We start from the raw sequence: 17453 nt of genomic DNA on the forward strand, positions 1-17453 counted from the left end.
ATCAGGGTTGCCCTTCGATGCGATCCTCATAACCATGCAGCGCAGCGGTCACTGCCGGGTCACCGGCATAGAGGCGGCGCAGCATGGCGAGTTTCGCATCGGTCCCGGTGCATAGTTCGGCGATGCTTTCCATCAGGAACACGCGCCTTTCCCCATCATAGGGTTTCTCGCCCCGGAAATGGTCGCAACTGTCCCGATCGACCATGAAGCTGGTGACTTCTTGCGGGAAGGGCGTCGCCAGCGCAGCGTCGGGAGAGGGAGGCAGGTCCAGCGATCCACGCGGTGCGGGCTGCGCCTGCACGGTTACCTCGGCCGAAGGGCGCTGCGGCGCCGCGACCACCTCGATCGGCTCACCCTCGATAGCGTTGGCGGAAAGCACGGGCTCTGGGGTAGTCGCATTGTCTGCAGACGCGGCATCGCCAGACGCGTCACGGCAAGCCGCGGTCAGCGCCAGAATCATCACCAATGGAACCAGCCCCACCCGTGCGCCCACCGATTTCCTCCCGCAAAATGGCAATGAGATCAGCGACATGCGGCAGTCGCTGTTCCTCCTCATCGAGAATCGCCATGAATGCGGCTTGCCTATAATCGCGCACGCGTTCTTCCGAAAGGCGGCTTGCCGCGGGTAATGCGGAAATTACGATATCCAGCAGCCGTTCGACACCATGAAGGCGTCCCCACAAATAGTCATTCTCCCGATAGGCTCTGCTGAAAAATGCACCGAAATTATTGAATTCAATACCTTTTAACGTGGCTTCGGCCCCGCCTGACCGAATAGCGCTGCAATCCTCCGGGGAAATCCGGTCCACCTTCACCGGATCATATTCTTCCATGGCGTGGCCCTGGAGCAACGGTAGGGTGGCGATGTCGTAAAAGGGGAAGCCGAGATAGGAGAGCAGCATGATCCGCCGCTCCGCCTTGGGAAGTCCCGCGAGCGCGTCGGCCAGCATCATCTCCGCCACATCATCCCGGGCCTTCAGGTCGCGTACCTGTGCGATCGCGTCCAGCGCCGCCGCCGGGTCGGACGGCACTTCCTTAGCAGCGGCCCGGATCGCGCCATTGTAGAAATCCGTGCCTTCGCATTCGGTATAATGCGCCATCGATTCATAGATGGCGTCGTGCATCTTCTGGATCGCGGCGTTGCCAGCCTCAGAATCGATTTCCAGCGTGTCGGCCAGCCGCCGGGCCAGAAAGCGCAGGCGGCGGATGCGAAAACTCAGGTCATGGGTGCGGAAGAAGGCGACCGGCGGCGATCCTGGCCCGACATCCTCTATCAGCTTGTCCGCACCGATCGTCCGGACATGCGACCACAGCGCCTGCCGGAAATTTTCCCGCATCAGCGGGCTGTCCTCATCGCTCAGACGGAACAGCAAACCGGCCAGATCCTCGACGATGCCCGACAGCTTCAGATGACCATAGGCCGGAAAGGCGAAGCCTGCCGAGTTCGCGGCCCGCAGCTGCGCCTTCGCACGCCAGGCGGACAGCCGCGCGGGCGTCGGACGGTCCAGGAACAGCATGCCGCCAATCGTGTTTTCGACCTCCGCCTCAATCCCCGGCCTCAGGGCATTCAGAATGCGTACCATCCGGCGAATGCGCGAAGAATGGCGATCGATCGCTTCCAGATTGTCGCGGATCGGCTGCTCGCGCGGAATGTCGCTGAGCGCGCCGAAAATCGTGCGGAAAAAACCGGGCAGCTGAGCCTTGTCCTCTGGCGTTGCGTCTTCCTGCTCGCCCTCCCGGTTCAACCGGATCGATCGACGGCCCGGCTTCGGATCAATATAGACGAAGCGCCGATCGACCTCGCGCCGCGACGGACGGTTGCGGAGAGCGCCGATCGCCTGTGCGAAGGGTGCGTTGGCCAGCACCGATCCGTCGATCAGTATCGCGTCCTCTGCGTTGCCGCGCGCCCAATGACGGGGCAGGGCATGGGCCAGAAACGCGTCCCGGGTCGGCCATGCGCGGTGCCGCTGTTTCAGCACCCGATCCAGTTCGCGCACCGTGAAGGGGGGGAATGCGCCGGGGAAGCTCGCCGTCGCCCGCGCGGCGAATACCAACTCGGCCGGATCGGCGAACAGGCGGTCGCCACGCCCCCGCGCGTGGAAACCGATGGAAAGACGATGTTCGGTTTCCACCACCTGGGGCGGGCTGTGGAGGTTCAGGCTTTGCGGATGGCCTTCGAAATCCGTGACGGTGACGAACAGGTCCAACGGGTGCCCCTCGGGCAGTAGCGGCGGCCCGCGCTCGGCCGCTTCCATCGCATCGAAGGCGTCAAGCATCATCGCCGTGAAGATTTCGCCACCAAAGGGCGGTTCAAACCATCTGGACCGGATGAAATTCGACAGCTTGTGCCGCACTTCCTCGCGCGTATCGGGTGCGACGGTTCTCTCCACTGTGTCGCCGGGCCGCCGCGCGGCCATCCACACCAGCGGCGTTGCCCAGAATTTGCTGATCCGCCGCGCTGGACGCGCATCCGGGTCCAGCAACTGCTCCACATCGGCATTTTCCAGCCACAGATCGGTCAATGGCTCGAGCGACTGCCCGGTTTCGATCGCCTGCGCCAGAAATATGCCGTTGATGCCGCCCGCGCTCGCCCCGGCGATGATGTCGGGCATTACGCGCAACCGGATGCCGCTTGCCGCTTCCAGGTCTTCCAGCAGCTTCCTGTAAACCGCTTCGCTGCCCTTACTGCTCGGGGTGCCGTCATGGAAACCCCGGCTTGCCCGCGCCAGCCGCCAGACTTCCTTGGTGATGCCGTGCATATAGACGGCCAGACTGATCCCCCCATAGCAGACCAGCGCCAGTCGAAGTTCCCGCTCTTTCATGCGGCGCGACTCCCAGTCGCTGGACTATAATCTGCCCCGATCAGCCCCAAACCTCTTCCCCGTTCGCCTTGAGCCTGTCGAAGCCTGTCCCGAGCGCCTGCTGCAAGCAGGCAGTCGAAGGGGGCTTCACTTGTCCTTGATACCCCAGGCAAAGGCTTCGTCAGGTCCAGTCCGGACGAAAACACCGAACTCACAACCGAAACTCCGCCCAGATCGGCAAATGATCCGAAGCCTTGCGCGACGCCGCACTGTCATGCACGCCGCTGTTCACCAGCTTCAATTGCCCGCAATGCATGATCCGGTCGAGATGCGCCACGGGCCGCCGCGCATGAAAGCTCCGTCCGCAAGGCGCGAAACTATAATGGCGCGCAAAGTCCGCCAGACACCCCCGATTGGCGCTCCATTCGTTCAGATCGCCCATCAGCACGGTCGGCATTGCGTCTCGTTGCGCCGCCGCATGGATGACCGCCGCCGCCTGCTTGCGTCGCCACAGGCCCGACAGGTCGAGATGCATGCCAAATACGCGCAGCTTCGCCTTGCCCAGTTCAACCTCCGCCATCGTCGCGCCACGCGGTTCCAGGCAGGGCAGGTGCAGCACGTCATGGGTGCGGATATCCGCCTCCTTCCGCACCAATATCGCGTTGCCATGCCAGCCCATCGAATCGACATGCACGTTCAACGGCACCGGCTTATACTGGCTCATCGATTCCAACAGCCACGGCGGGATGGCGGCCGATCGAACGCCAAATCGGCGATCCGCTTCCTGCAACGCGATCACGTCCGCGTCCAACTCTCCCAGCACCTCCAGCACTCGTTCGGGGCTGCGGCGGCGGTCAGTGCCAATGGCTTTGCGGATATTATAGCTGGCAACGCGTAACGACTTCATGGCGAGACAATGCGCCACATCCGCATGAGTTTCCAGCGCTCTTGGACGGTCTCCGAACTTCTTCGTCATAAGGCGGGCGGGGCGAGGGGGGTGGTCCATCCGTTCTTTGTTCTTGAAACGTTCACCATGGCAAGTCATAGCTCCCCCATGGCCAAGGCAAAGCGCAAATTCGTCTGTCAGCAGTGCGGCACGCTCTCCTCCCGCTGGCAGGGGCAATGCGATGACTGCGGCGAATGGAACAGCATTGTCGAGGAAGCGTCCGAGACCATCTTTTCCGCGCGCCATGATCTGCAAAGCGGCGGGCGCGCCCTGACCCTCGTAGGCCTGAACAGTCAGGTTGAACTGCCCCAGCGCACCAGCACCGGCATCGCGGAGTTCGACCGCGCCTTGGGAGGCGGCATCGTTCCGGGTTCCGCCACGTTGATCGGCGGCGATCCGGGGATCGGCAAGTCCACCCTGTTGCTTCAGGCGGCCGCCCGCATCGCCGCGCGCGGCCTTTCCGTTGCTTACATCAGCGGTGAAGAAGCGGCGGATCAGGTGCGCCTGCGGGCGCAGCGCCTCGGCCTTGGCAACGCGCCCGTGCAACTCGCCAGCGCAACCTCCGTCCGCGACATCCTGACCACGCTGGGGGAGGGGGAGCCGCCCGCGCTGCTCGTCATCGACTCCATCCAGACGATGCACAGCGACCTTATCGAAGGCGCGCCGGGCACCGTCAGTCAGGTGCGCGCATCCAGCCAGGAACTCATCCGCTTCGCCAAGCAGCGCGGCACAGCCGTCATCCTCGTCGGCCATGTGACCAAGGATGGCAGCATCGCCGGGCCGCGCGTTCTTGAGCATATGGTCGACACGGTGCTGAGCTTCGAAGGCGAGCGCAGCCATCAATATCGCATCCTGCGCGCTATCAAGAACCGCTTCGGCGGCACCGACGAGATCGGCGTATTCGCGATGGTAGCGGAGGGGCTGGAGGAAGTCTCCAACCCATCGGCGCTGTTCCTCACCCATCGCGACGAAACAGTGACCGGCGCGACAGTCTTTCCCGCGCTCGAGGGCACACGCCCCGTGTTGGTGGAGATACAGGCGCTTGTCGTCCGTCTTTCCAGCGGCGCCACGCCCCGGCGCGCGGTGGTGGGCTGGGACAGCGGCCGCCTCGCCATGGTCCTCGCCGTACTGGAAGCGCGCTGCGGCCTCAGCTTCTCCACCTGCGAAGTCTATCTGAACGTCGCTGGCGGCTACCGCCTGTCCGATCCCGCCGCCGACTTGGCGGTTGCCGCCGCGCTCATATCGGCGCTGGCGGAACGGCCGGTGCCCGCCGATCTGGTCCTCTTCGGCGAAATCGCGCTTTCGGGGGAAATCCGCCCCGTCGCTCATGCCCCGCTGCGCCTGCGCGAATCGGCCAAGCTTGGCTTTGAACGCGCCTATGTTCCTTCAGCAGTCGCTGACGGGGTGAAGGGAATAGCGGTCAGCGGCTACCGCGCGCTAAGCCAACTGGTTGACCAGATGCTCGGCCGCGGATAGCCCGGCGCTCATGAACGCCGTCGATATCCTCGTCCTTCTCGCCATCGGCGGGTGCACAGTCTTGGGCTTGCTTCGTGGTTTCGTTCTTGAAACCCTTTCGCTCATCGCCTGGGTCCTCGGCATCTTCGCCATCCGCCTCTTCCACCCCTCCGCCACCGAACTCCTCACCCCCCTGGTCGGAACCACCGGAGGCGCGTCAATTCTCGCATTCCTTCTTGTTTTCGGCATCACCTTCGGCGCAGGAAAGCTCCTCGCCCACGCCATCGGCCGCCGCACCCGTCAGTCGATTCTTGGCCCAATCGACCGCGTCCTCGGCGGCGGCTTCGGCGCCATCAAGGGATTGATCGGCGCAACGCTGGTCTTCCTCGCATTCAGCCTGACCTACGACACCTTCTATGGCAGCGGAGAGCGCCGCCCCGATTGGCTTTCCGACGCCCGCACCTATCCGCTGCTCAACGCCAGCGGCCAAGCCATCAGCGAATTCGTGGCCGAACGCCGCGCCAGAAAGCCGGACGGCGAAAGCGATTGATCGCTATAGCCAGCCCTTTGCGCGGTAAGCGTCCGCTGTTGCTTTCAATCCCTCTTCGGTAGCAACTTCAGGCACCCACAATTTTTTGGGAGGCTGCTTGCGCTTTGTGACCACCCAATCGGGATGGCAGAAATAGCTGACTCGATCCTGCGTGAGTTTCGCGCCTTTGCCCCGCAGCATGCGATCCAGCCGCGCGCCGAGGCCCAGTGCCCAGTTGGGCGTGGCAAAAGTCCGCACGGGCCTTCCGACCGCTCGTCCGATCGCCTGTCCAAAGTCCAGATGATCCCACCCGCCCGGCGTGCCGTCATCCGCCTCATAACTGTGAGCAAGGCTCATTTCCGTCTCGCCAGCAAGCCGCAGCAGCAACCGGCCAAGGTCGCTTACCTCGATCAGGGACAGCCGCCCGCCGGGAGGAAGGAGCATGATGCCCCGCTTGGCCATCCGGAACAGCTCCAGCATTTCCCGATCACCCGGCCCATAGATCGCCGGCGGGCGCACGATCGTCCAATCCAGTCCGCTCGCCTTGACGTGACGTTCGGCGAGCGCTTTGGACCAGCCATAGTCGGACAGTTTAGGTTCCCGCGCAGCCAGCGATGACACATGGACCAATCGCCGGACGCCACGCTGCCGCATGGCATCGATGACCGCCATCGTCCCACGCGCGTTCCCGGCCTCGAACCCGTCGCGATCGGCCGCGTTTACGACGCCTGCAATATGGACCACCACGTCGGCGTCGCGTATCAGTGTGTTCAGCGCCGCACGGTCCTCAAGCGATCCGGGCACCCACTTTAGCCGGGCGCGAGGCGGCTGCGCCTTTCGGGTGATGGCTGTCACATGATGCCCAGCGTCCAAAGCCTGATTGAGCGTTTCGGCGCCGACAAAACCTGTCGCGCCGGTCATGGCAATGCGTAATTTCATGGGGATCAGACCATGGCCATCTGGTCGCGATGAACGAGTACGGATCGGGGCAGGTGGCCCAGCAAAGCCGCAATATCCTCACTGCGTTTGCCTGCGACCCTCGCCGCTTCCTCGCTGTCATACTCGCTTAGCCCACGCGCGATCACTCGGCCATCCGGCGCGACGATATCAACGACATCACCTCGCACGAATGCGCCTTCTATCTTCGCCACACCCGCAGGCAGCAAGCTGTTCCCGCGTCCTAACGCTTTTTCCGCACCGGCATCGACGATGATGCGCCCGCGAACGGTCAAACGCCCGGCAAGCCATCCCTTCCGCGCCCGCTTGGCAGGGGCCGCGAGGAAGATCGATCCTTTTCCGCCATTGATCCAATGTGACAGCGGAGCATCGACCTTGCCGGAAATGATGGCGAGATGCGCTCCGGCCCCTGTCGCGATCCGCGCCGCCTCGATCTTGGAGGTCATGCCTCCCGACCCCATTCCGGACGCGGATCCACTGTCCGCCATATTTGCGATCCGCGCGTCAATGCGCTCGATTGTGTCTATCAACATGGCGCTCGCATCGACATGCGGGTTGGCGGTGTAAAGCCCATCGACGTCGGAAAGCAGTACCACCGCGTCGGCCCGTGCTGCCTGTCCGATACGCGCCGCCAGCCGGTCGTTGTCGCCAAAGCGGATCTCCGCTGTGGCGACGCTGTCATTCTCATTGACCACCGGCACCACATTGAGTGTGATCAGGCGTTCCAAGGTCGCCGATGCGTTGAGATAGCGCCGCCGATGCTCAAGATCGTCCAGCGTCACCAGCATCTGCGCGGCGGTGATCCCCTTGTCCTGCAACAACCGAGCCCAACATTGCGACAGTGCGATCTGTCCCGTTGCCGCTGCGGCCTGAGCGTCTTCCAGACTGCCGCGTCCACCCTTCGGCAGCTTCAATCGCCGTGCGCCCAGAGCGATTGCGCCTGACGAAACGATAATGATCTGCTGCCCGGCTGCTTCGCGGTCAGCGACATCTTCGACCAAGGTTCGGAGCCACGCTTCGCGAACCTCGCCATTCCCATCGACCAGCAGGGCTGAGCCGATCTTGATGACCAGTCGCCGAACTTGAGAGGGGGGAAGCCTGAAAGAGAGGAAGTCACGGGATCAGTTCCGTTCGCCTGGAACGTGAAGAATAAGTGGCGATTGATGAGTGTTCAGATCGGCGACCATGAAGCGTCGCCTTCGTCACTGGCCTCTTCCTCCATCGGTCTGCCGTCTGCAAGCAATGGCAGGACAGCATCCAGCAGCGGTTGCACACCTTCGCCAGTCGCGCCTGAAATGATGAATATCTTCTCCACGTCAGCCTCGCGCCGGAGCTGGGCGGCGATGTCCTCCATCAATTCCGGCCCGAGCAGGTCGCCCTTGTTAAGGGCGACGATCTGCGGCTTGTCGGCGAGCCCCTCGCCATAGGCTTCCAATTCATCCTGCACGATCCGGAACTGTTCGACCGGATCGTCCCCAGTGGCATCAACGAGGTGCAGCAGCACGCGGCAGCGCTCGATATGGCCAAGGAATCGGTCGCCGATGCCCGCACCTTCGGCTGCACCCTCGATCAAGCCAGGGATGTCTGCCAGGACGAATTCCTTGTCACGGTGCGTGACGACGCCGAGCTGCGGTTTGGTGGTAGTAAAGGCATAGGCCCCCACCTTGGCCTTGGTATTGGTCACCTGATTGATGAAGGTCGACTTGCCAGCGTTCGGCATACCGACCAAACCGACGTCGGCGAGCAATTTCAGCCGCAGCCAGACCCACATTTCCTGTCCCGGCCAGCCCGTTCCATGCTGTCGCGGCGCACGGTTGGTGCTTGTCTTGTAAGACAGGTTGCCCCGGCCGCCATCGCCGCCGCGCAACAGGACCAAGCGTTGCCCTACCTCTGTGAAGTCGGCGAGAAGCTCCTGATCTTCATAGTCGGGATAACCATCCTCGTCCTCGGTGCCCTCGATAGGCTGGGGATCGGACAGGATCTGCGTTCCCACGGGCACCTTGACGACGAGGTCGTTTCCGCCTGCGCCGTAACGATTCTTTCCCGCACCCGGCATCCCGCGCTGCGCCTTGAAATGCTGGGTGTAGCGGAAGTCGATGAGGGTATTGAGGCCAGCTACGGCTTCGAAGATGATATCTCCGCCCTTCCCGCCATTGCCGCCATCAGGGCCGCCATATTCGACATATTTTTCACGCCGGAAACTGACCGCGCCGGGGCCACCCCAGCCGGATTTTATGTATATTTTCGCCTGATCCAGAAAATGCATGGGCTGGCCCATAGCCGCTTATGACGCGGAATTAAACCTCGCCGTCTGCTATCGCTCGAAACTCATCTTTTCCATGCGGGACGGCGTCTGCCGACGCCGTCCTTCTTCGTTCAGGCCGCGAGCGCGGGCATGGCGTCGTGATAAAGGTCCATTGCAGGATCAATCATCATGCGCCCGGGCACGCCTTCTTCAAAAATCAGGCATTCAGCCGCATTTCCACGCGCCGGACTGTAACGTTGCTCCGCCCGGCCGGTGTAACGAAAGCCGATTTTCCGAAGCACATTGCCTGATGCCGGATTGTCAGCGAAATGCACCGCGCGAATCCCGCTGACGCCTGCTGCTCGGGCCATGCCGTAGACCGCGCTGGCGGCCTCCGTCGCAAAGCCCAGCCCCCAATAGGGACGCGCTATCCAATAGCCGAGTTCAGGCGTGCCATCCTCGGTCAAATGGATGCCGCACCCGCCGACCAGACGTGGGGCACCGCGAGTGCGGGAAAAAGCCAGAAGACGCGGCAGGCGTGTGTCCTGCGGAAGGGCAAGGAAGCTGCGCGCGTCATCAATGCCATAGGGCGCAGGCACGCGGACAAGGTTGCGCAGGACCGCCGGATCGCCAATCGCTTCGGCCAGCGCGGATGCGTCTTCCATCCAGCCGGGTCTCAGAAGCAGGCGGGGGGTACGGGCGAACATTTGAAAATCTCTCCTCTGATCGACACGCCAATGGCCGTAAAAAGTTACGGCTTGACGACTTCTTTCCTCTGGCTGTGCCCCGCCCGCATGACGCGTGAGAAGGCTCAGGGTTCCAGAGGTTTGAGGGAAAATGAGGGGAGGTGCCGCCGAACGGAAAAAGGGGCGCTCCCGGATGGGGCGCCCCTTTTCCGTTCGGATTATCAGAGATGGTCCAAGACCATCTTCCGGAAGGATCGCCCCAATGATGAGGGACGATCCGTCATTTAACGTCCGTTATTCGGCTGCTTCAGCCATGGCATCGACCGACACATATTTACGGCCGAGCTTGCCAGTATGGAATACCACACGACCTTCGCCCAGTGCGAAGAGGGTGTGATCCTTGCCCATGCCAACATTGCGGCCGGGATATACGCGCGTGCCGCGCTGGCGAATGATGATGTTGCCGCCGATCACTTCCTGACCGCCGAACTTCTTAACGCCAAGGCGCTTCGATTCCGAATCGCGACCGTTGCGCGATGAACCGCCAGCTTTCTTATGTGCCATGACTCAAACTCCTCGAAACTGGACTGCGGCTCAAGCGATCGACACGATCTTCAGGATCGTGTGGTTCTGGCGATGGCCGTTCTTGCGGCGGTAATTGTGACGACGGCGCTTCTTGAAAACGATAACCTTTTCGCCCTTCGCCTGCGCGATGATTTCGGCGGCGACGGTCAGCTTGCTGGCGTCCTTCACGTCGCTGCCTTCGCCGGCGAACAGGACGTCATCCAGCGTCACCTTATCACCAGCCTCACCGGCCAGCTTCTCGACGACGATCTTGTCTCCGGCGGCGACGCGATACTGCTTGCCGCCCGTGCGCACGACTGCGAACATGGCTCTTCTCTTCTTGTTCAAATCTGCTTTACGCAAATCGCCGAGGACATGACATCCTGTTGACCCGCGCGGGAATGTGGCCCGGTAGTGGACTGACTCGCTTATGTCAACCGGGAAGCCCCCTTCTTAAGGGTGGTTTTTGCGCAGGTCAGTGCCTATCTTCCCGTCTCGAAGGGAACCCGACGCGCATGATGCCGACATCGTATAGTACTGGCAGCATGAGAGGCAGGCTTCTCTTCATGCTGACCCTGTGGATGGCGATCGGTGTTGCGTTATTAAGTGCCCTGACGCCATTGGGGCCGCCGTCCAGCATAGCAACGGGCTCGGCGTTCAATCCTGCCACCACAGGCGTGGTGCTGAAGGCCCGGACCCAATCGGCACCGGCCGACTACCGCCTGACCCAGCCCGATGGTTCGGGCGACAACCCCTTGTTATCGCCATTGATGCCATGGTTGGTATCTGTAGCGGGCCTGTTGGCCGTCGTGGGGTGGTCGCGATCTAATCCCTTATATGTCCGCACCCGCCCCTCGCTCTTGCGCGGGGGTATTTCACACGCCTTTCACGCTCGCGCTCCGCCTGCCCTGACTTAACGCCCACTCCGTTAATCGTCAGGCAGGAGAGATCCATGACCTGCAGACGGTCACGCCGCAGCAACCGACGGCCGCCATGGTGGTTCATACCCACCGTGTTCACTGGGCTGGGTGCTGCCGGAGCCTTGTTGTCAGCCGCTATGCTAGCGGTCGCAGAATGAAAATATGATAGGCTGCCGGTGAAGGTTCAGAGGGCCGCACCGGCAGACAGGGAAGGACGTCCATGCCTCATCACACGCCCCTGATCGGAACAATCGTCGCGGGCCTCGTTGTTGCTTTCATAATGGGTGCCATTGCCCATCGTCTCAAACTTTCGCCGCTGGTCGGTTATCTTATCGCGGGGATCATGGTTGGTCCTTTCACCCCAGGCTTTGTCGCCAACACCAGTCTGGCCAACGAATTGGCCGAGATTGGTGTCATTCTGCTGATGTTCGGGGTGGGACTTCATTTTTCGCTGCGTGACTTGCTGTCGGTGAAGAATATCGCCGTACCCGGCGCCATCGGGCAGATCGCGGTTGCAACGCTGCTCGGCATGGGACTGTCGCACTATATGGGCTGGCCAGTGATGGGCGGCATTGTGTTCGGCCTCGCTCTTTCGGTCGCGAGTACGGTCGTCTTGCTGCGCGCCTTGCAGGGGGCGGATCTTGTGGAGACACGGCGGGGGCGCATAGCTGTTGGCTGGCTGATCGTCGAGGATCTGGTGATGGTGCTGGCGTTGGTACTGCTACCCGCGCTGGCGAAGGTTATAAACCATGCAGACGCATCGGCCGGGATGGGTGACCTGCTGGCACCGCTGCTAAGTACCCTGCTGAAGGTCGCCGGTTTTGTCGCCCTGATGCTTGTGGTGGGCCGACGGGTCATTCCTTGGGCGTTGCACTGGGTAGTTCACACCGGATCGCGGGAGTTGTTTCGCCTGGCTGTGCTTGCCATCGCCCTTGGCGTGGCTTTCGGCGCGGCCGTGGCGTTCGATGTGTCATTTGCCTTGGGCGCCTTCTTCGCGGGCATGATCCTGGGCGAGACGCCGCTCAGCCGCCGCGCGACGGAGGAAACGCTGCCGCTGCGCGACGCATTCGCAGTGTTGTTCTTCGTGTCGGTGGGCATGCTGTTCAATCCATCGGTGCTTGTCGAACAGCCGTTGCCCCTGCTTGCGACCGTGGCGATCATCATCGTCGGTAAGTCTATCGCCGCGTTCGCGATCGTGCGCGCCTTCGGCCATCCGGGAGATACTGCGCTGACGATCGCGGCGAGCCTGGCGCAGATCGGCGAGTTTTCCTTCATCCTCGCCACATTGGGCACTGGCTTGGGCGTGCTGCCTGCGGAAGGACGCGACTTGATCCTTGCGGGCGCGATTGTGTCGATCTTTTTGAATCCGTTCATCTTCTCGATGATCGTGCGGGCGCATAAGAAGGAGGAGATTGAGGAAGAAGCAGAAGCGGAAAAGGCGCGCCAGCGTCCGCACATCGGACATGTGATCCTGGTCGGATATGGCCGGGTCGGCAAGATGATTGCGGAGCGCCTGTCCGAACGCAATGCCCATTTCGTTGTGCTGGAGACGGACCCGGAACGAGCAGAGGAGGCCGCGGAGGCGGGCCATCCGGTAGTGCGGGGAAGTGCACTGGAGGACCGTTATTTGATGGCTGCTGGCATTTGCGAGGCTCGACGGTTGCTGATCGCGGTGCCGGAAGGGTTTGAAGGTGGTGCGATCCATGAGCATGCGCGTCACCTCAATCCCAACCTGCAGGTGATTGCGCGAGCGCATAGTGATGCAGAGGTCGCGCATCTGGAAGGGATTGGCGTGCCCCATGTAGTCATGGGAGAGCGCGAGCTGGCAGCGCGGATGCTTCAGTTATCCGGCGCGGGCTGAACGTCGGTTGAGGCTGTCTCAGTCAACAATGTGCTCCTGTAAAGCCAGGAGCACATTGTTTTGGGAGCGGTGTCTTATCCGCGTGGCTTGCGAGGCGGGCCTTTGCGGGGGCCGCCCTTGAAAGGCCGGGCGCCATAAGCTGGCTTCGGACCACGACCTTCATTCGGGCGGCCCTTGCCACGTGGCGGCCCTTCGCGGCGGTTCTCGCGCGCTGTGTCCCGAGGTGTTCCCTCAATCTGTTCGAACTGGACTTCAGCGCCCTCGTCGCTCGCCTCGCCCGTCCGCTTCACCGAGCCGACGAAGCGGGATACGATGGCGCTGGGGATTTCGAACAGCGTCTCGTTGGCGGCGATCCGGATCGCGCCGATGTCCTGGCGTGACACATGGCCTCGGCGGCAGATCAGCGGCAGGATCCAACGCGGGTCGGCATTGTGACGGCGGCCGATGTCCATGCGGAACCAGACGGTATCCTCAAAGCCCGGACGAGGCCCATCGCGGCGCGGCGGGGCTTCGCTGGCGTCGAGCAGTTCTTCGGGCGCGGGGAGGGCGGCGCGGGCGCTTTTCACCAGCATCGCCGCGATCTCCTTGGCGGACTTGGTTTCCAGCAACTCGGCGCCCAGTGTCCAATCCAGCTCGTCCAGCTCGGCGCGCTCCATCAGCTTTTCGCGCAGGCGAGAATTGTCCTGCTCCTGGATCGCTTCCTTGCTCGGCGGAGTGCCCCATTCGACCGGGATTTTGGCGCCACGCAGCATGGATTCGACACGGCGGCGGCGAGGGTAGGGGACGATGAGGACAGCCGTGCCCTTCTTGCCTGCGCGCCCGGTGCGGCCGGAACGGTGCTGCATCGTTTCTGCATCGCGCGGGATTTCGACGTGCACGACGAGGCTGAGGTTGGGAAGGTCGATACCGCGCGCTGCGACGTCGGTGGCCACGCACACACGAGCGCGGCGGTCGCGGAGGGCTTGCAGCGCATGATTGCGCTCATTCTGGCTATGCTCACCCGACAGCGCCACGGCGGCGAAACCGCGTTCAGTGAGGCTGGCATGGAGGTGGCGGACATTGTCGCGGGTGGCGCAGAAGAGGATCGCGGTTTCTGCCTCATGATAGCGCAGCAGATTGACCACCGCGTTCTCGATGTCGGCGGGGGCGACCGTCACGGCCTGATAGGTGATATCGCCATGGCCGCGTTCGTCGCTGACAGTGGAGATGCGCAGCGCGTCTTTCTGGTAGCGCTTGGCGAGCGCAACAATCGGCTTAGGCATGGTGGCGGAGAAGAGGAGGGTGCGGCGACCTTCGGGCGTGCCGTCGAGGATCTCTTCCAGATCTTCGCGGAAGCCCATGTCGAGCATTTCGTCAGCTTCATCAAGGACGACGGTCTTGAGCCCCGACAGGTCCAGTGCGCCGCGTTCGAGATGGTCGCGCAGGCGGCCGGGGGTGCCGACGACGATGTGCGCGCCGTGGGAAAGGGCGCGGCGTTCCTTGGCGGCGTCCATGCCGCCGACGCAGGTAGCGATGCGGGCGCGGGCTTCGCCATAGAGCCATTCCAGTTCACGGCTGACTTGCAGCGCCAGTTCGCGGGTGGGGGCGATGGCGAGCGCGAGCGGTTTTCCTGCCACGGGCAGGCGCATCTCTTCACCAAGCAATTCGCCCGCCATGGCAAGGCCAAAAGCGACCGTCTTGCCTGAGCCGGTCTGCGCCGAGACGATGAGGTCGCGGCCTTCCGCTTCGGGCTGGGTGACTTCGGCTTGGACGGGGGTCAGGCTTTCATAGCCTTTCCGCGTCAGGGCGTCCGAGAGGAGGGGCGGGAGATGTTCAAAAGACATTATATTTTCCGTCGGTAAAGCGACCCGCCATTCCCGACGGATACATGATGACCTGATGTGCTTCGGCCGCTGCCGGAGCCCGGGATGCAAGGTCACACACCCCGAAGTTCACACCGTCCCTGAGGGACTTCTGCTCAAGGCAGAAATGGGTGCCGGAAGGCACCCAAATAAGAAGGCCGCCTTCCCCCGCAAAGCGGGAAGGCGGCCCCTATATTAACTATTGCGAGGGATCAGACCGAAGCGACTTCCGCCACATCGACCTTCACGCCCGGACCCATCGACGACGATAGGGCGATCTTGCGGACATACTTGCCCTTCGAACCCGACGGCTTCGCCTTGACGATTGCGTCAACGAAGGCGTCGAAATTCTTGCGCAGGTCTTCGGCCGAGAAGCTCGCCTTGCCGAGACCGGCGTGGATGATGCCAGCCTTTTCGACGCGGAATTCGATCTGACCACCCTTGGCGGCCTTCACGGCTTCGGCGACGTTCGGGGTGACGGTGCCGAGCTTCGGGTTCGGCATCAGGCCCTTGGGACCCAGAACCTTACCCAGACGGCCGACCAGACCCATCATGTCGGGCGTGGCGATGACGCGCTGGAAGTCGATGTTGCCAGCCTGGATGCTGTCCAGCAGATCCTCGGCGCCCACGATGTCGGCGCCAGCGGCGGTCGCGGCTTCAGCCTTGTCGCCACGGGCGAACACGGCGACGCGAACGTCCTTGCCGGTGCCTGCGGGCAGGGTGACGACGCCACGGACCATCTGGTCGGCGTGACGGGGATCGACGCCCAGGTTGATCGCGATTTCGACGCTTTCGTCGAACTTGGCGGTCGCGTGGGTCTTGATCAGGCCCAGCGCCTCGTCAACGCCGTGCAGCTTTTCGCGGTCAACCGCAGTGGCGAGAGCCTTCGCCTTCTTCGTCAGCTTTGCCATGGTCTTAGCCCTCCACCACTTCGAGGCCCATCGCGCGAGCGGAGCCTTCGATGATCTTCGTCGCTGCGTCGATGTCGTTCGCGTTCAGGTCAACCATCTTGGCCTGGGCGATTTCAGCGAGCTGAGCGCGGGTGATCTTGCCAGCGACAACCTTGCCCGGTTCCTTGGAACCCGACTTCAGGTTGACGGCCTTCTTGATCAGATAGGTGGCGGGCGGCTGCTTCGTGACGAAGCTGAACGAGCGGTCCGCATAAACGGTGATGATGGTCGGCAGCGGCGTGCCCTTGTCCATCTTTTCCGTCGAGGCGTTGAACGCCTTGCAGAATTCCATGATGTTCACACCGCGCTGACCCAGCGCCGGACCGATCGGCGGCGAGGGGTTGGCGGCTCCAGCGGGCACCTGGAGCTTGATATAGCCCGTAATCTTCTTGGCCATTTTCACTCACTCTGTTGCTGGGAGGATCGCAAGCGATCCGCCCGGTTCAAGTTTAGCGGTCAAGCAGTTCCCAAAGAGAACCTCCCGCACTGCATTATCCTAGCCCCTTAAGGGGAGAGGATACCGTAGCTTGCCAGTTTGCTGGCTAGCGTAGGTTGGAGAGGGGGTTAGCCCTCTCCCGCTGCGACTAACCTCGCCTTGCGGCTCGGTAAGTCTCGCTGCCCTCTCCCGCTTGCGGGAGAGGGAAATGGGTTACTTCGACAGTTCGACCTGTTCGAAGTCCAGTTCGACCGGCGTGGCGCGGCCGAAGATCGACACGGACACCTTGACGCGGTTCTTTTCGAAATCCAGTTCCTCGACGGTGCCGTTGAAGCTCGCGAAGGGACCGTCCAGCACCTTGACGCTGTCGCCGATTTCGTAATCGACACTGACCTTGTGCTTGGGCGCGGCTTCGGCGGCCTTCTGCGCGCCGAAATAGCGGGCGGCTTCGCCTTCGCTGATCGCCTGTGGCTTACCCGACGAACCGAGGAAGCCGGTGACCTTCGGCGTGTTCTTGACGAGGTGGTAGATGTCGTCGTTCATCGCGAGCTTCGCAAGCACGTAGCCCGGCATGAACTTGCGTTCGACCTGCACCTTCTTGCCGCGTTTCACTTCGGTCACGGTCTCGGTGGGGACTTCCACCTGTTCGACCAGCTGGGAGAGGCCCATGCGCTCGGCTTCGGACAGGATCGATTCCTTGACCTTGTTTTCGAAGCCCGAATAGGCGTGGATGATGTACCAGCGCGCCATGTTACCGTCTCAAACTCCTACCAGGCGATTTACTGGGAAATCGCGGTAATCCAAAACTTCAAGCCTGTCCGGCGGCGAACGCCAGCAGCCAGCGAACGATCGCCCCGAAAAAGGTGTCGATGCCGAAGAAGAAGAGGCCGAGCAGTGTGGTCATGATACCGACCATCACCGCAGTCATGACCGTTTCACGGCCCGTGGGCCACACGATCTTCGACGCTTCGGTCTTCACCTGATTGACGAATTCGCCCGGAGAAACCTTCGCCATCACTGCCTCAACAACTTTCGAACAAACACCAAAGCGCGAAGCAACAGTCCGCCCTCCGGACCCCGCCATGTCGGCGTCCCGGGGTGCGGCCGCTGGCTCCGCGACCCATCTTCGCTGGGGCAACTAACCGCGAACCTTTGAAAAATCAAGGATCAGCGCTCAGCGACCTGGCAGGAGTGGAGGGACTCGAACCCCCGGCATTCGGTTTTGGAGACCGACGCTCTACCAGCTGAGCTACACTCCTGTA

At 62.4% G+C, this 17453-nt stretch carries 18 protein-coding genes and 1 tRNA gene; 4 read left to right on the top strand and 15 right to left on the bottom strand.

What is annotated here, in order from left to right; translation table 11 throughout:
* Position 1: 1 nt before the first annotated feature.
* The 3 genes from ACWNC0_RS10155 to ACWNC0_RS10165 form a co-directional block, all read right to left on the bottom strand.
* A complete protein-coding gene (locus ACWNC0_RS10155) occupies positions 2-460 on the bottom strand; it encodes a hypothetical protein (RefSeq protein ID WP_449474594.1) in 459 nt (152 codons plus the stop codon).
* Positions 429-2822 (bottom strand): patatin-like protein, encoded by a 2394-nt coding sequence (locus ACWNC0_RS10160; protein ID WP_449471386.1) that lies wholly within the window; start codon positions 2820-2822, stop codon positions 429-431. Before ACWNC0_RS10160 ends, ACWNC0_RS10155 begins: the two co-directional genes overlap by 32 nt.
* A 190-nt stretch (positions 2823-3012) precedes the next feature.
* Positions 3013-3708, bottom strand: a complete 696-nt coding sequence (locus tag ACWNC0_RS10165) for an endonuclease/exonuclease/phosphatase family protein (protein ID WP_449474595.1) — start codon at positions 3706-3708, stop codon at positions 3013-3015.
* A 147-nt stretch (positions 3709-3855) separates the two neighbouring features.
* Between ACWNC0_RS10165 and radA the strand changes: the two genes are divergently transcribed.
* Both radA and ACWNC0_RS10175 read left to right on the top strand, forming a co-directional pair.
* Positions 3856-5223, top strand: a complete 1368-nt coding sequence (gene radA, locus ACWNC0_RS10170; RefSeq protein WP_196225480.1) for a DNA repair protein RadA — start codon at positions 3856-3858, stop codon at positions 5221-5223.
* A gap of 10 nt (positions 5224-5233) precedes the next feature.
* On the top strand, positions 5234-5752 hold the full coding sequence (locus tag ACWNC0_RS10175; protein ID WP_449471388.1) for a CvpA family protein: 519 nt from the start codon (positions 5234-5236) through the stop codon (positions 5750-5752).
* 3 nt (positions 5753-5755) lie between these two features.
* Here the strand turns inward: ACWNC0_RS10175 and ACWNC0_RS10180 are convergent, their stop codons facing one another.
* The 6 genes from ACWNC0_RS10180 to rplU form a co-directional block, all read right to left on the bottom strand.
* On the bottom strand, positions 5756-6670 hold the full coding sequence (locus ACWNC0_RS10180) for an NAD-dependent epimerase/dehydratase family protein (RefSeq protein WP_449471389.1): 915 nt from the start codon (positions 6668-6670) through the stop codon (positions 5756-5758).
* 5 nt (positions 6671-6675) lie between these two features.
* Positions 6676-7761, bottom strand: coding sequence for a glutamate 5-kinase (gene proB, locus ACWNC0_RS10185; protein ID WP_449474596.1), 1086 nt, complete (start codon positions 7759-7761; stop codon positions 6676-6678).
* Positions 7762-7859: 98 nt separating this feature from the next.
* A complete protein-coding gene (obgE, locus tag ACWNC0_RS10190; protein WP_449471391.1) occupies positions 7860-8954 on the bottom strand; it encodes a GTPase ObgE in 1095 nt (364 codons plus the stop codon).
* A gap of 110 nt (positions 8955-9064) precedes the next feature.
* Positions 9065-9640, bottom strand: coding sequence for a GNAT family N-acetyltransferase (locus ACWNC0_RS10195; protein ID WP_449471392.1), 576 nt, complete (start codon positions 9638-9640; stop codon positions 9065-9067).
* 273 nt (positions 9641-9913) lie between these two features.
* Positions 9914-10183, bottom strand: coding sequence for a 50S ribosomal protein L27 (gene rpmA / locus ACWNC0_RS10200; RefSeq protein WP_007683600.1), 270 nt, complete (start codon positions 10181-10183; stop codon positions 9914-9916).
* A gap of 30 nt (positions 10184-10213) precedes the next feature.
* Entirely contained in the window at positions 10214-10510 is a 297-nt protein-coding gene (gene rplU / locus ACWNC0_RS10205; RefSeq protein ID WP_340265563.1) for a 50S ribosomal protein L21, read from the bottom strand.
* Positions 10511-10749: 239 nt separating this feature from the next.
* On the opposite strand from rplU, the gene ACWNC0_RS10210 reads away from it, so the two are divergent.
* Positions 10750-11100 (top strand): hypothetical protein, encoded by a 351-nt coding sequence (locus tag ACWNC0_RS10210; RefSeq protein WP_449471394.1) that lies wholly within the window; start codon positions 10750-10752, stop codon positions 11098-11100.
* Positions 11101-11323: 223 nt separating this feature from the next.
* The gene (gene ybaL, locus ACWNC0_RS10215) at positions 11324-12964 is read left to right on the top strand and encodes a YbaL family putative K(+) efflux transporter (RefSeq protein WP_449471396.1); all 1641 of its coding nucleotides are present in this window, start codon (positions 11324-11326) and stop codon (positions 12962-12964) included.
* A gap of 74 nt (positions 12965-13038) precedes the next feature.
* Here the strand turns inward: ybaL and ACWNC0_RS10220 are convergent, their stop codons facing one another.
* From ACWNC0_RS10220 to ACWNC0_RS10245, 6 genes are all read right to left on the bottom strand, one after another.
* The gene (locus tag ACWNC0_RS10220) at positions 13039-14787 is read right to left on the bottom strand and encodes a DEAD/DEAH box helicase (RefSeq protein WP_449471398.1); all 1749 of its coding nucleotides are present in this window, start codon (positions 14785-14787) and stop codon (positions 13039-13041) included.
* A 230-nt stretch (positions 14788-15017) separates the two neighbouring features.
* Positions 15018-15716, bottom strand: coding sequence for a 50S ribosomal protein L1 (rplA, locus tag ACWNC0_RS10225; RefSeq protein WP_196225489.1), 699 nt, complete (start codon positions 15714-15716; stop codon positions 15018-15020).
* A gap of 4 nt (positions 15717-15720) precedes the next feature.
* A complete protein-coding gene (gene rplK, locus ACWNC0_RS10230; RefSeq protein ID WP_037464038.1) occupies positions 15721-16152 on the bottom strand; it encodes a 50S ribosomal protein L11 in 432 nt (143 codons plus the stop codon).
* 252 nt (positions 16153-16404) lie between these two features.
* Positions 16405-16941: a transcription termination/antitermination protein NusG gene (nusG, locus tag ACWNC0_RS10235; protein WP_449471400.1), complete on the bottom strand. Its 537-nt coding sequence runs from the start codon at positions 16939-16941 to the stop codon at positions 16405-16407.
* A gap of 58 nt (positions 16942-16999) precedes the next feature.
* Positions 17000-17206 carry a preprotein translocase subunit SecE gene (secE, locus tag ACWNC0_RS10240; protein WP_449471402.1) on the bottom strand — a complete coding sequence of 69 codons (207 nt, stop codon included), beginning with the start codon at positions 17204-17206 and terminating at the stop codon, positions 17000-17002.
* 168 nt (positions 17207-17374) lie between these two features.
* Positions 17375-17450 (bottom strand) — tRNA-Trp (locus ACWNC0_RS10245).
* Positions 17451-17453: the final 3 nt, after the last annotated feature.

The sequence above is a fragment of the Sphingobium chungangianum genome (assembly GCF_977014255.1).

Coding starts and splice junctions, on each gene's coding strand:
- ACWNC0_RS10210 (WP_449471394.1), top strand. CDS start 10,750: ATGCTGACCCTGTGGATGGCGATCGGTGTTGCGTTATTAAGTGCCCTG.
- ybaL (WP_449471396.1), top strand. CDS start 11,324: ATGCCTCATCACACGCCCCTGATCGGAACAATCGTCGCGGGCCTCGTT.
- rplU (WP_340265563.1), bottom strand. CDS start 10,510: ATGTTCGCAGTCGTGCGCACGGGCGGCAAGCAGTATCGCGTCGCCGCC.
- rplK (WP_037464038.1), bottom strand. CDS start 16,152: ATGGCCAAGAAGATTACGGGCTATATCAAGCTCCAGGTGCCCGCTGGA.
- rpmA (WP_007683600.1), bottom strand. CDS start 10,183: ATGGCACATAAGAAAGCTGGCGGTTCATCGCGCAACGGTCGCGATTCG.
- ACWNC0_RS10165 (WP_449474595.1), bottom strand. CDS start 3,708: ATGAAGTCGTTACGCGTTGCCAGCTATAATATCCGCAAAGCCATTGGC.
- ACWNC0_RS10220 (WP_449471398.1), bottom strand. CDS start 14,787: ATGTCTTTTGAACATCTCCCGCCCCTCCTCTCGGACGCCCTGACGCGG.
- nusG (WP_449471400.1), bottom strand. CDS start 16,941: ATGGCGCGCTGGTACATCATCCACGCCTATTCGGGCTTCGAAAACAAG.
- secE (WP_449471402.1), bottom strand. CDS start 17,206: ATGGCGAAGGTTTCTCCGGGCGAATTCGTCAATCAGGTGAAGACCGAA.
- obgE (WP_449471391.1), bottom strand. CDS start 8,954: ATGCATTTTCTGGATCAGGCGAAAATATACATAAAATCCGGCTGGGGT.
- ACWNC0_RS10155 (WP_449474594.1), bottom strand. CDS start 460: ATGATTCTGGCGCTGACCGCGGCTTGCCGTGACGCGTCTGGCGATGCC.
- rplA (WP_196225489.1), bottom strand. CDS start 15,716: ATGGCAAAGCTGACGAAGAAGGCGAAGGCTCTCGCCACTGCGGTTGAC.
- ACWNC0_RS10195 (WP_449471392.1), bottom strand. CDS start 9,640: ATGTTCGCCCGTACCCCCCGCCTGCTTCTGAGACCCGGCTGGATGGAA.
- radA (WP_196225480.1), top strand. CDS start 3,856: ATGGCCAAGGCAAAGCGCAAATTCGTCTGTCAGCAGTGCGGCACGCTC.
- ACWNC0_RS10175 (WP_449471388.1), top strand. CDS start 5,234: ATGAACGCCGTCGATATCCTCGTCCTTCTCGCCATCGGCGGGTGCACA.
- ACWNC0_RS10160 (WP_449471386.1), bottom strand. CDS start 2,822: ATGAAAGAGCGGGAACTTCGACTGGCGCTGGTCTGCTATGGGGGGATC.
- ACWNC0_RS10180 (WP_449471389.1), bottom strand. CDS start 6,670: ATGAAATTACGCATTGCCATGACCGGCGCGACAGGTTTTGTCGGCGCC.